This window comes from Sorangium sp. So ce834, from assembly GCF_051521425.1.
Taxonomy (GTDB): Bacteria; Myxococcota_A; Polyangia; order Polyangiales; family Polyangiaceae; genus Sorangium; species Sorangium cellulosum_D.
Window position 1 is genome coordinate 12,318,618 of record NZ_CP150351.1, and the last position, 12,427, is coordinate 12,331,044.

General features: G+C 72.1%; 9 protein-coding genes. 5 read left to right on the top strand and 4 right to left on the bottom strand.

What is annotated here, in order from left to right; all coding sequences use genetic code 11:
* The first annotated feature begins 138 nt into the window (after window positions 1–138).
* Window positions 139–534, top strand: a complete 396-nt coding sequence (locus tag WMF20_RS45370) for a four-helix bundle copper-binding protein (protein WP_437607989.1) — start codon at window positions 139–141, stop codon at window positions 532–534.
* Window positions 535–601: 67 nt separating this feature from the next.
* Window positions 602–1,495 carry a phytochelatin synthase family protein gene (locus tag WMF20_RS45375; RefSeq protein ID WP_437617226.1) on the top strand — a complete coding sequence of 298 codons (894 nt, stop codon included), beginning with the start codon at window positions 602–604 and terminating at the stop codon, window positions 1,493–1,495.
* 481 nt (window positions 1,496–1,976) lie between these two features.
* Here the strand turns inward: WMF20_RS45375 and WMF20_RS45380 are convergent, their stop codons facing one another.
* Window positions 1,977–4,484: a heavy metal translocating P-type ATPase gene (locus WMF20_RS45380; protein WP_437607990.1), complete on the bottom strand. Its 2,508-nt coding sequence runs from the start codon at window positions 4,482–4,484 to the stop codon at window positions 1,977–1,979.
* A 189-nt stretch (window positions 4,485–4,673) separates the two neighbouring features.
* Here WMF20_RS45380 and WMF20_RS45385 point away from each other — a divergent pair, with 189 nt between their 5' ends.
* From WMF20_RS45385 to WMF20_RS45395, 3 genes are all read left to right on the top strand, one after another.
* The gene (locus WMF20_RS45385; protein WP_437607991.1) at window positions 4,674–5,090 is read left to right on the top strand and encodes a hypothetical protein; all 417 of its coding nucleotides are present in this window, start codon (window positions 4,674–4,676) and stop codon (window positions 5,088–5,090) included.
* Between the two features lie 110 nt (window positions 5,091–5,200).
* On the top strand, window positions 5,201–6,598 hold the full coding sequence (locus tag WMF20_RS45390; RefSeq protein WP_437607992.1) for a hemolysin family protein: 1,398 nt from the start codon (window positions 5,201–5,203) through the stop codon (window positions 6,596–6,598).
* A gap of 755 nt (window positions 6,599–7,353) precedes the next feature.
* Entirely contained in the window at window positions 7,354–7,614 is a 261-nt protein-coding gene (locus tag WMF20_RS45395) for a hypothetical protein (RefSeq protein ID WP_437607993.1), read from the top strand.
* Window positions 7,615–7,674: 60 nt separating this feature from the next.
* Here the strand turns inward: WMF20_RS45395 and WMF20_RS45400 are convergent, their stop codons facing one another.
* The 3 genes from WMF20_RS45400 to WMF20_RS45410 form a co-directional block, all read right to left on the bottom strand.
* Window positions 7,675–8,946: a restriction endonuclease subunit S gene (locus tag WMF20_RS45400; protein ID WP_437617227.1), complete on the bottom strand. Its 1,272-nt coding sequence runs from the start codon at window positions 8,944–8,946 to the stop codon at window positions 7,675–7,677.
* A complete protein-coding gene (locus WMF20_RS45405) occupies window positions 8,946–10,490 on the bottom strand; it encodes a type I restriction-modification system subunit M (protein WP_437607994.1) in 1,545 nt (514 codons plus the stop codon). The genes WMF20_RS45400 and WMF20_RS45405 overlap by 1 nt, the downstream gene beginning before the upstream one ends.
* Before the next feature lie 70 nt (window positions 10,491–10,560).
* Window positions 10,561–12,243 (bottom strand): hypothetical protein, encoded by a 1,683-nt coding sequence (locus WMF20_RS45410; protein ID WP_437607995.1) that lies wholly within the window; start codon window positions 12,241–12,243, stop codon window positions 10,561–10,563.
* Window positions 12,244–12,427 lie beyond the last annotated feature (184 nt).

Here is a 12,427-nt window from a genome sequence, read left to right on the forward strand (position 1 = left end):
GAAAAATCTGACCAGTCCGACATGAGGAATCTGGCCAATTCGACAAGCCTGTCGGCTCGGCGGCCGGGCTCATGTCAGGCGTGCACGACATGAGATCACGAATCGTCGAGAAGCATCATTTGAATCAAGGAGGGACACATGGCCCACAAGGGATTCACGCCAAGCAAGACTTTCGTGGACATGGCCACCGAGGCCCAGCGCTGCCAGTCGATCTGCGTCCAGTCGATCCAGCACTGCCTCCAGATGGGAGGCTCCCACGTGGAGCCTTCCCACATGCGGCTCCTGCAGGATTGCGCCGAGATTTGCGCGACGACCGGGACCATGCTGCTGCGCGGCTCGCCGCAGCACAGCCAGGTCACGGCCGCGTGCGCGAGCATCTGCGAGCTCTGCGCTCAGAGCTGTGACCGGTTCACGGGCGACGCGCAGATGAAGGCCTGCGCCGACGAGTGCCGCCGCTGCGCCGCCGCGTGCCAGCAGGTCGCGCAGATGCGGTCGGGCGGGGCGGCCGGCGCGGGACACCACAGCGTGCCCTGAGTCGGCCGGGGCGGCAAGGGGGCGCTCTGCTACGCTGCGCTGAACCATGCACCGCGTCCCCTCCGCCATGCCCTCGTATCACAAACGCCCCTTACCACCGGGCTGCATCGCGTTCTCCTCCGAGCAGGGGCGCGCGGTCTTTCGCGAAGCGCTCGCCCTGGGAACGATGGAGAGTTTCTTCCCTCTCATCGAGCAGTTCCACACCCAGGCTGAGCCTGCCTTCTGCGGCCTGGGGACGCTGGTCATGGTCCTCAACGCGCTGGAGATCGATCCGGGGCGCGCCTGGAAAGGACCCTGGCGCTGGTTCTCGGAGGAGCAACTCGACTGTTGCCGCTCCCTCGACGACGTCGCTCGCGACGGGATTACGCTGACGCAGTTTGCGTGCCTGGCCCGGTGCAACGGCGCCCGGGCCGACGTGCGCTTCGCGGAGACCTCCTCGCTGGAGGCGCTCCGCGCCGCGGTCCGAGAAGCCACCTCGCGCGCCGACGACAACCACGTAGTCGTCGCCTATGACCGCCGGACGCTGGGCCAGACCGGGAGCGGCCACTTCTCGCCGGTCGGTGGAATGCACCCGGACCGCGACCTCGTGCTCCTGCTCGACGTGGCGCGCTTCAAGTACCCGCCTCACTGGGTCCCGCTCGAAGCGCTCCATGGCGCCATGCTCCCTGTCGACCCCACCTCCGGGCGGTCCCGCGGGTTCGTGACGATCCGGCGCGAGCACGCGGTGGCGCCCGTGGCGGCGCTGCACGAGGCCAACTGGACCGAGGTCGAGCGCTTTCTCCGCGATCTCGACGGCACCGACGTTCTGGTGCTGACCGGCTGCCTGCGCGACGGAGTCTCCAGCATGCCGCATCTGATCGAGCTGCTGCGCCGCCCCGACCTGCCCCAGACGCTCAAGCAGCACCTGGCGCGGTTGCGCGCCCAGGTGGCGGCTCTCGACGTTCGCCCGCCGCCGCTGTAGCAGGCATCCAATTGGCCGTGATCGTGCTCGTCAGCGTGTGGTGACCCGGTACGGACCCAGCCGCACTCCTTCGTCGATTCCGTTGAGTAGGTATCCCATGGAGATTGCGAGCTCATGGCGAGCATCCCCTGGGGACAGCCACTATCGCGGTTCTTTATTGCAGGCGTACCCTCCCACCGTGCAGTCGCCGCATCTCTCGGGAGCGACTCGCGGCGGGCATCTCGTACGTGGAGACGTTGCCGGTCGGCGAGCATTACAGGGCGCTGAGAGGCCCGGCGCCGCGCAGCCTCAGCAGCTCTTTGGCGCCCCGGAGGGTGAAGCCGAGTTCCTGGGCGCGCTCGATGAACGCAGCGATCCGGACGGGCGGGCGGATCGAGGGTCCCGGCGCCAGATTACAGATCGAGCGCGAGATCGGCGCGGTCCATGCCGCAGCGCGGGAGGCGGAGGTCGAGTCGCAGTCGGCGCGAGGTCGGCGGCTCGATCAGAGCTCGACCCGGCGCAGCCGGAGGGCGTTGCCGATGACGGACACCGAGCTCAGGCTCATCGCCGCGCTGGCGAGCATCGGGCTGAGCAGCAACCCGAGGATCGGATAGAGGACGCCCGCCGCGATCGGCACGCCGAGCGCGTTGTAGACGAAGGCGAAGAAGAGGTTCTGCCGGATGTTGCGCATCGTCGCCCGGCTGAGCTTCCGCGCACGCAAAAGGCCGCGGAGGTCGCCGCGCACGAGCGTGATCCCGGCGCTCTCGATGGCGACATCGGTCCCGGTGCCCATGGCGACGCCGACGTGCGCCTGGGCGAGCGCGGGCGCGTCGTTGATGCCGTCGCCCGTCATCGCCACGATGCGGCCTTCGGCCTGCAGGCGCTTCACGACGGCCGCCTTCTGATCGGGCAGCACCTCGGCCTCGACGTGCTCGATGCCGAGCTTCCTGGCGACCGCTTCCGCGGTCGTGCGGCTGTCGCCGGTGAGCATGATCAGGCGAATGCCCTCCTCGCGGAGCAAACGGACGGCCTCGCTGGTCGAGGCACGCACCGGGTCGGCCACGCCGACGATGCCCACCGCCTTGCCATCCACCGCCACGAGCATCGCCGTCTGGCCCTCCTGTCGGCGCTCCTCGGCGCGGCGCGGGAGATCGTCCGGCGGGACGCCGAGCTCCTCGAAGAGCCTGATGTTGCCAAGCGCGACCGAGCGCCCGCCCACGGTGCCCACCACCCCCTTGCCCGTGATCGACCGGAACCCTTCTGCCGGCAGGAGCTCGAGCTTCTGCTCGAGGGCCCCGGCGACGATGGCGCTTGCGAGCGGGTGCTCGCTTCCGCGCTCCAGGCTCGCCGCGAGCCTGAGAATTTCGTTCGACGGGAGGTCGCCCAGCGTCGCCACGGAGGCGAGCTTCGGCTTGCCCTCGGTGAGCGTGCCCGTCTTGTCGACGACGAGGGTGTCGACCTTCTCGAAGATCTCGAGCGCCTCCGCGTTCTTGATCAGGATGCCGGCCGCGGCGCCGCGCCCCGTCCCGACCATGATCGAGATGGGCGTCGCGAGGCCGAGCGCGCACGGGCACGCGATGATGAGCACCGCCACGGCGTTGACGAGCGCGTGCGGCAGCCGCGGCTCCGGCCCGACGAGCAGCCAGACCCCGAAGGTGAGCACCGCGATCGCGATCACGGCGGGCACGAAGTACGCGGCGACCGCGTCCGCGAGGCGCTGGATGGGGGCGCGGCTGCGCTGGGCGTCCCCCACCATCTGGACGATCCGGGCGAGCAGGGTGTCGCGCCCGACGCGATCGGCCCGCATCACGAAGCCGCCTGTGCCGTTCACGGTGCCGCCGACCACGCGGGCGCCAGGCGTCTTCTCGACCGGGATGGGCTCCCCCGTGACCATCGACTCGTCGACCGCGCTGCTCCCCTCGAGGACCTCGCCGTCGACCGGCACCTTCTCCCCCGGCCGCACGCGGAGCCGGTCGCCTGGCTGCACGAGCTCGAGAGAGACATCCTCTTCGCGACCGCCCGCGCCGATACGCCTGGCGATCTTCGGAGCGAGTCCCAGGAGCGCCTTGAGCGCGCTGCTCGTCTGGCTGCGGGCACGGAGCTCGAGGACCTGCCCGAGCAGCACGAGCGAGATGATGACGCTGGCGGCTTCGAAGTAGACCGGGACCGCCCCGCCGTGGCGCAGAGCGTGGGGGAAGACTCCCGGCGCCAGCGTCGCCACGACGCTGTAGGCATAGGCGGCCCCCGTGCCGATGGCGATCAGGGTGAACATGTTGAGGTGCCGGCCCTTGATCGAGGCCCAGCCGCGCTCGAAGAACGGAGCGCCGCACCAGAGCACCACGGGCGTCGCGAGGGCGAGCTCGATCCAGACGAGCCAGCTGCCAAGGAGGTGCTGCACCGGCTGGCCCGGGATCATCTCGGACATCCCCAGCACGAGGACAACGAGGCTCAGGGGGACGCTCACCCAGAAGCGCCGGGACATGTCCACGAGCTCCGGATTCGGCGCGTCCTCGAGCGTCACGGTGCGCGGCTCGAGGACCATCCCGCAGATCGGGCAGGAGCCCGGCTCCGTGCGGACGACCTCGGGGTGCATCGGGCAGACGTACTCGACGCGCGTCACCGCCTGGCTCGGCTCGAGCGGCTCCAGGGCCATCCCGCAGGAGGGGCACGTTCCCGGTCCGGTCTGTCGGACCTCGGGGTGCATCGGGCACGTGGTGATTCCCTGGTTACCGGTAGGTTTCGATGGCGCTGCGTCGTGCGCCGCCTTGGTTGCTGCGGGCGCGGCCGGCTTCGCCAGGTACTTGTCCGGGTCGGCCTTGAACATCTCCAGGCAGCCGTCGCAGCAGAAGAAATACCGGTGACCGCGATGCTCGTAGCTCTCGCCGGCGGCCTTCGGGTCGACCGGCATCCCGCACACGGGGTCCTTCTTCCGCTCTCGGCCCAGGTCGTCGGGAGCAGGGTGGCCGTGCTCGTGAGGGTGACCGTGGTCGTGGTGATGCTCGTGGCTCATGTCGTCTCCCTCTCCGCCGACGATCGTGGTTGCGTCCTCTTACACCCCAAGCGCCGCCCGGGTGCCGCGTGGTGGCTGGAGCGCCGACCCGGCGCTACCGCAGCAAGCAGTGCCGCATGAGGCCGGCCAGGCTGGCGAGCTGGTCAATGGTTTCCAGCATTCGAGACGCCAGCTCACCGGTGCTTCACGGTGGCTGCCCGCTCAGTTCTTCGATCCGTCCGTGCCCCGGCGCTCCTCGCGGAAGTCGTCAGCGGAGAGGCCGCAGCGATCCTCGGCGCCGCGCGCGAGGCCGCGTATTTCGCGACGGCGCCGTTCCTCGGCGCGGTCCTCGCGATCCCCCTCCTCGGTGAACGGCCCGGCGCGGCGGACCTCGCGGCGGCGGGCCTCATGGCGGCCGGGGTCGCGCTCCTGCGGAGCGAGCGGCACGCGCACGCCCACACGCACGCGCCGCTCGAGCACGATCACGTCCACACCCACGACGAGCACCACCGGCACGCGCACGACGGGGCGTTCGACGAGCCGCACGCCCACCCTCACCGGCACGAGCCGCTCTCGCACGATCACCCGCACGTGCCCGACCTCCACCACCGGCACGAGCACGACTGAGGCAGGCCCGCGAGGACCGGAGCCAGGTCCGCGGGGTCGAAGGCGACGCGACGGCGATCCTGGCGGCCCGCGCGGCCTTCACCGCCTGCGCGAGCGCGGGTAGAAGCGCGATGACCTCCAACGAAGCGGCGCCGCCCCGCGCCGCGAAGGAAGCCACCGTGCTCGTCGAGCTCTCGATCATCCTGGCGCTCGTGCTCCTGAACGGCGTCTTCGCCGCCGCCGAGATCTCCGTCGTGTCCCTGCGCGGCTCCCGCCTCGAGGCCATGATCGGCTCCGGCAGCTCGCGGGCCAGGGCGGTCCAGCGGCTCCGCAAAGACCCGGAGCGCTTCCTCGCGACCGTCCAGATCGGCATCACGGTCGTCGGCGCCGTAGCCAGCGCCTTCGGCGGCGCGAGCGTCGCCGAGGATCTGATCCCCCTGATCGAGCCCCTCCCCTGGCTGGGCCCGCACGCCGACACGGTCGCGCTCGGCCTCGTCGTCGCGCTCGTCTCGTACCTGTCGCTCGTCCTCGGCGAGCTCATCCCCAAGTCGCTCGCCCTCCGCTTCGGAGAGCCCTACGCGCTCTGGGTGGCGAGGCCGCTGCTCGGTCTCTCGCGGCTCGCGCGCCCGCTGGTCTGGTTCCTCACCGCGAGCTCCAACGCCGTCCTCCGCCTCTTCGGCGATCGCACCAACTTCACCGAGTCGCGGCTCTCGCCCGAGGAGATCCAGCAGCTCGTCGACGAGGCCGCCGAGTCCGGCGCCGTCGACCCGAACGCGGGCGAGATCGCGTCGCGGGCGCTCGATTTCGCCGGCCTGACCGCGGCGCAGATCATGGTCCCCCGCAGCCGGATCGTCGCCCTCTCGCGCAGCGCACCGGACGAGGAGGTCCAGCGCGTCGTCCTGGAGAAGGGTCACACCCGGATGCCCGTCCACGACGGCACGATCGACAACGTGATCGGCTACGTGAACGTGAAGGACATCGTCGCCGCCTCGTGGAAGCGCGGCCGCGTCGTCCTCCAGGACATCGTCCGGCCAGCGTACTTCGTCACGGGGACCATGCGCGCGGTGGACCTCTTGAACGAGCTCCGGCGCCGGCGCACGCAGCTCGCCATCGTGGTGGACGAGAACGGCACGATGAGCGGCATCGTCACCCTGGAGGATCTCGTCGAGGAGCTCGTCGGCGAGATCTACAGCGAGCACGACGCCGCCCCGCCGGAGCTCATCCGCGCCGAGGCGGACGGGTCGTTCCTCATCGATGGGCAAGCGCCGGTGCGCGAGGTGAATCGAGAGCTCGACCTGGCCCTGCCGGAAGGCGAAGGCTGGTCCACGGTCGCGGGGCTGTGTCTGGAGCTGGCCGGCCGGATCCCGGCGACCGGGGAGGTCCTCCGCACGCCCGACGGCACGACGCTGGAGATCGCGGACGCCATTCCGCGGCAGGTGAGGAGGGTGCGGCTGCGCAGGCGCGCGGCGGAGGAGGCGTCCGAGCCGGGAGGCGAGCCGGCGGCGGCGGGGAGCGACGGGGAATCGTGAGCGGCACGGGCGCCAAGGGGCCGACGCGAGCCCCTGCGCCACGGCGGCCGCACACGTCGGCGCGGCCATCGCCGCCCACGTTCCCGAGCGTGAAGGTCGTGCCGTGCATCTCGGCGGCCCAGCGGCGCGCGTCGCTGAACTCGTCGCGTGTGCACGGGGAACTCGAGTTAGACTGAGGCATGAGGACTCGTAGCTTTCGGATGGTTGCGGCCGGGACTCGCGCTCCGGTCGCTATCTTGCTCGCCGCTGCCGCCGTGAGCGCCGGCTGCAGGGAAGTGCCCTCGGACCTCTTCGGAGACACCGCCGGGGCGACCTCGACGAGCGTCGGCACACACGGCGCCGGCGGGGGCTCGGGAACCGCAGGGGGCGGCGGCTCGGGTGCCGCAGGCGGCGGCTCGGATGCCGCAGGCGGCGGCGGCTCGGGTGCCGCAGGCGGCGGCGGCTCGGGAACCGCAGGGGGCGGGGGCAACGAGGCTGGCGGGGCTGGCGGGGCTGGCGGGGCTGGCGGGACTGGCGGGGACGCGGCCGGAACGACGGCGGGCAGCGGTGGAGCGGGCGGCGGATGCGACGAGATCGCCTGGTATTGCGACGCAGACTCCGACGCGCATGGGGACCGGAATGTCGTCGTCGAGGCGTGCGATGCGCCGCCAGGCGGCGACGCCGCGTGCAGGGGTCCCTACGTCGCGTCGAGCGACGATTGCGGTCCCAACGACGAGACCGCTCACCCTGGAGCGAAGGCCTACCATGCGGAGCCGATGGCGCCTCCAGCCCGCGGCGGGTCGGAGTTCGACTTCGATTGCGATGGAACCGCCACACCCGACCCCGCGCAGCTCTTCGGTGGAACGGGCACCCTCGAGTGTACCGTCCTCGATTGCGTCCCCCTCGAGCCGCCTGAAGGTTACGGCGCCGACGCCGAGTGCGGCTCCACGAGCGAGTACTATCGCTGCGAGCAGTCGCGCGGGGAGCGGTGCGCCCCTCGTGCGGCGGAGGCCCCGGAACCCCTGCGCTGCAGGTGAGCGGACGGGGGTGCGCCGAGCACGCCCATCACTACCGCTCGACGGCCCCCGGATTGGATTTCAATCCTCCAGGGAGGCACTCGACAGCCCCTCGGAGGGAACAGCATCGAGGCCGCTCACGTCGATCTCTCCGGAGACGAGGCCGGGGAGCAGCAGATCGCGCGTCAACTTCAGGTTGCGGTTCTTCAGGACGAGCCGATGCATCATGTCCAAGGAATCCGTGACGATGTGATCGAACCGGCGGAGGAGCCGCGCGGGGGGCAGCGGCAGCGCGACCTTGCGGAGGACGTCCCAGCTCGCGCGCGGCATCTTGGTGCCCTGCGACGTCTGCGCCGCGTGGGCGACGAGCTCGTCGCTGGAGACGCAGCAGAGAACGAGGCCGAAGTGCTCTGGCGCCTGCGCGCGCAAAACGAGGATATCCGACGAGCACACCGCGTCGACCGGGGTCACCCCGACCTTGTGGAAATAGGGCCGGATCTTCCCGAAGAGAATGTCGCCAGCGCGCGCGCGGAGCTTTGTGCTCTGCGCCTCCCCGGCACGCCCCCATTCGCCGAGCGCGACCGAGCGTCGCGGCAGATGCTCGAGCCCGAAGTAGGGTGTCTCGGGATCCACGGCGCTCGGATCGACGGGCTCTCGCACGTCGGCCGCGAGCGCGCCGAGCCGAGCCACCTCCCAGCCCGCCGGCACCTTGCCGGCGGAGGACGAGACCAGCGTCACCTCCTCGCGCCCGGGGAACCGGAGGTCGACGAACCACGCGCGGTACAGCGAGCGGGCCATCTCCTCGAGGAGCCCGACGCGCTTCGCGTTGTTCTCGATGAGGTCGTCATACGCGGAGAGGATGTCGGCGATGCGGCGCTGGACCGCGAGCGGCGGCAGCCGCAGCGTGAGCTTCCCGGCGTCCGGCACGCGCATGTGCTCGACCGTCGCGCCTGAGCCGAGCGCCTTGATCTGGCGCTGCAGGTCATCTCCTCGGAGCGCGTAGAGGAGAAAGCGGTTGTCGAGCTTCTCCGGGTCGGCCCTGTAGGAGAGGAGGCGCTGTCCCAGAAACACGGGCTCGCCCGTGCGCAGCAGGCCGACCTCGCCGAGGGGAGCTTCGCGGGTCAGGATGACATCCCCGCGCCGCGGCACCTGACGGCGTGTCCAGATCTTATAGATGTCCTCCGTGACGTACTTGACGTCGTCGAGCTCGATCCACCCGCCGCGCACGTTGGTCGTGCGGATCATCTTGTAGGGCGTGATCTCGTCGACCGTCGGGGCCGTCTTGTTGACGCAGTCGACGATCGCCTCGCAGACGTCCGAGAGGGCGGCGCGCGGCCACTCCACGCGCGTCATCACGCCCCGAGGAGCGCCGCGACGTTCTCGGCGATCTTCGCCTCGATCTCCCGCGCCTCGCCGTTCAGCCGCGTCAGCTCGTCGTTCAGCCGCTCGAGCCGCTCCTTGAAGTCGACGTCCTCGGGGACCCGGGCGGCGACGCCCACGTAGCGGCCCGGATGGAGGCTGAAGCCCTGCGCCTCGATCTCGCCGAGCGTCGCCGCCTTGCACAGCCCCGGCACGTCGGCGTACCTCCCGCTGGGGAAGCGCTCCTTCAGGAGCGCGCCGCTCCCGTGCAGGTCCTCCGGCGCCTCGCCGCGGTAGAGCCGCACGATGTTCGCGAGGAGCTCGATCTGCTCCGGCGACAGGTCGTGATGGGTGCGGTCCACCTGCCGGTAGACGCGCCGCGCGTCGATGAAGAGCACCTTGTCCTTGCGCGCCCCCCTCGCCTTCCCCCTGTCCAGGAACCAGAGCGTGACGGGCAGGGTGACGGTGTAGAAGAGGTTCGAGCCGAGCGCGACCATCACGTCGACGGCGCCGGTCTGGATCAGCTTCCGCCGGAGCTCGAGCTCGCTGCCCCGGGCGTCGCTCGCGCCGTTCGCCATCACGAACCCGGCGCGCCCCGAGGCGCTCAGGGCGCTGTAACAGAGCTGGATCCAGAGGTAGTTCGCGCGGTCGACCGAGGGGATCCCGAACGGGAACCGACGGTTATCGCCCTTGAGCCGCTCCCGGTCGACCGCGTTCTGGTTGAACGGCGGATTGGCCATCACGTAGTCGAACTTGCCGACCTGATCGTGGATGTCCTCGTAATAGGCGTTCGCCTCGCGGATGTCGCCCGAGAGGCCGTGCACGGCGAGGTTCATCCTCGCGAGGCGGAGGGTCTGCGCGACCTTCTCGACCCCGTAGACCGCGATCTCGTCCGACGGCCGCTTCCGGTGCTCGGCGATGAAGCTCGCGCTCTGCACGAACATGCCCCCGGAGCCGCAGCAAGGGTCGTAGATCCTGCCGTGGTACGGCTCAATGACCTCGACGATGAGGCGCACGACCGAGTAGGGCGTGAAGTATTCGCCGCCCTTCTGCAGCGCGCGCGGCGCGAAATTGCCGAGGAAGTACTCGTAGATCCGACCGAAGACGTCGCCCTCGACGTCCTCCGGGATGGCGCCGAAGAGCTTGAGCAGCTCCTGGAGCGTCCTCGCGTCGAAGCGGCCGTATGTCTTCGGCAGGACGTCCTTGAGATCCTCGTTCTCCGCCTCGATCGCCCTCATCGCGTCGTCGAGCGCCTCGCCGATGTCGGCCCCCTCGGGCAGCCGGAGGAGGCGGCCGAAGCGGGCGCTCTCCGGGACGACGAGGACCCCTCCGGCGCGGCCGTCGCCCTCGCCGGCGCCGCCCCGGCGGCGGGACGACGCTCGCTGCCCCTCGGCCTCGGCGAAGCGGTGCTCGGCGTACTTCAGGAAGATCAGCGCGAGGACCGGCGTCGCATACTCGGACGGCTGGAGGGCGGAGTTGGCCCAGAGCTGGTCGGCGGCGGCCCAGAGGCGCTTCTCGAAACCCGCGGGGAGGGGCATCAGGGCATGGTTCTACCCGAGGACGGGGACGGGGTGCTCGCCCTCGCCGGGGCACCTCGCCGCCCGCACGTCACGGCTCCTCGAGGTAGTGGAACTGCACGATCCGCCCGAGCCAGGGGACCCAGCCGGGGTTCACGTCGAGCGCAGCGGCACGCACGCGCACGTCCGCGGCGGTCAGCGGAAACAGGACGTCCACGTGGGTGCGCGTGGCCACGACCCGGCCAGGGCGCCGGACGACACGGCCGAGGGGGAGCCCGGCGAAGCGGCGGAGCCAGAGCGAGACGGCCAGGCGCCAGGTCGCGGGCGCGCCCGCTGGGCGGCGGCTCAGCGCCCGCCACGCGGCCTCGCCGAGAACGTCTCGCCACGCCTCCGGCGGCGCAGCCACGACGTCGGGGAGCAGCTCGGCCGGAGGGTCGAAGACGGCGAGCGCCGGATCCTCGGGCGAGACCCCGCACCACGCCCCGAGGTGCTCCATCAGGCGCACGGGCAACCCGCCCCGGACCGCGGCAGGGTGGTCGTGGAGCCAGTCGGCCATGCCGAGCCGCATCAGCGGCCGGATCACGAGGAGCAGCCCGCCGGCAGCGGTGGGCATGGGCACGCCGTTCCAGAGCGAGGAGCGGCCGCGGCGCTCGCGGCCCGGCGCCGCCAGATCCCCGGCGGCGGCCGAGGGCGCGGCGGCTCCGGCTGCCGCAGCCCCCGACGGCGGCCCGGGAGGCCGCGCGGGCGACGCGGGCGCGACCGGAGGCGCGGGCGGCTCGGGCAGCGCGGCGGGACCGGGCTCCGCGCGCGGCGCGGCGCGCTCGGCAGCCGCGCCGAGGGCCGAGGCCGCCGGGGGCGCAGCGTCCGGCCGGACCGCCGCCGCGCGCGGGGCCGCGACCTCCGCCACGCCCTCCGGCGCCGCGGCCTGCGGCGCCTCGACCGGCGACCGCGACGTGGCCGTGTCGTCCGCCGCTTCGGCTGCCGCATCGACCTCGGGGAGGCTCGCCGCCAGCGCGAGCTGCGCCCCGCGAGCGGCGAGCCGCCGGTCCACGGCCAGCGCCGGGCTCCCCGCGCACGCGGCGACCGCGGCGAGCCAGACGGCGCGAGCGTCGGCCGCGCCCCAGCGGGCGACCCACCTCCGCAGCACCCCCGGCCACGGCGGCGCGAGCCGCGGGCGCTCGCCCGGCGCGACGGGCGCGCTCCGGTCGAGCCCGCGCGCCACGGCCGGCGGCACGCCCCAGCCGCAGCGGAGGAGCAGGGCCTCGCCGACGCCGGGGCGGAGCGCGCCGCAGAGGGCGTCGAGGGCGGCCTCGTCCAGCTCGGCCGTCATCCGCACGACAGCGGCCGCCCCGGCGGGCGTCTCGAGCGCGCGGGCGAGCGCGATCTCGAGGGCCTTCGACGCGGGGAGCGCCGGCGCGTAACCGCGCACGGCCAGGGGCCAGAACCACGCCGAGACGGCCTGTTGCGCCGCCACCCGCCGGGCCAGCAAGACCGAGGGCTCCACGTCGTCGTGAAAGTAGACGGCCTCGGCCGACGCCGCGCCGCTGGCGTCGGCGTGGACCGCGGTCGCGCGCAAGGCCTCGAAGCGGCGCTCGATCGCCATCGCGATCGAGGCCGGAGGGCGCGTGAGATCGATCGCTCCCAGAGAGAGGCGGCGCACGACGTAGAGGCGGCCCTGATCCGCGCTGGGGAGCGAGGCGGTGCGGAGCGCGTCCTCGACGAGGAGCGCTCCGCGCCGCACGGCGGCGTCGTCGTGAGCGCGGAGCCGGAGCATGCGCACGCGCCGCTCGGCGGCCACTACGCCCCCCGGGAGCGGGGAAGCGCCCCGGCGCGCTCGCCGGCGCTCATGCCACGCTCCGTCCCCGTCGGCGTCGTCGGCGTCCATGCCGGCCGCCGGCGTGAGCGCGCGCCGGCGCGCGCTTCTCTTGCGCCGCAAAGCTCACAGCGTGCCCCCCGAG

Coding starts and splice junctions, on each gene's coding strand:
- WMF20_RS45370 (WP_437607989.1), top strand. CDS start 139: ATGGCCCACAAGGGATTCACGCCAAGCAAGACTTTCGTGGACATGGCC.
- WMF20_RS45375 (WP_437617226.1), top strand. CDS start 602: ATGCCCTCGTATCACAAACGCCCCTTACCACCGGGCTGCATCGCGTTC.
- WMF20_RS45380 (WP_437607990.1), bottom strand. CDS start 4,484: ATGAGCCACGAGCATCACCACGACCACGGTCACCCTCACGAGCACGGC.
- WMF20_RS45390 (WP_437607992.1), top strand. CDS start 5,201: ATGACCTCCAACGAAGCGGCGCCGCCCCGCGCCGCGAAGGAAGCCACC.
- WMF20_RS45395 (WP_437607993.1), top strand. CDS start 7,354: ATGGCGCCTCCAGCCCGCGGCGGGTCGGAGTTCGACTTCGATTGCGAT.
- WMF20_RS45400 (WP_437617227.1), bottom strand. CDS start 8,946: ATGACGCGCGTGGAGTGGCCGCGCGCCGCCCTCTCGGACGTCTGCGAG.
- WMF20_RS45405 (WP_437607994.1), bottom strand. CDS start 10,490: ATGCCCCTCCCCGCGGGTTTCGAGAAGCGCCTCTGGGCCGCCGCCGAC.
- WMF20_RS45410 (WP_437607995.1), bottom strand. CDS start 12,243: ATGCTCCGGCTCCGCGCTCACGACGACGCCGCCGTGCGGCGCGGAGCG.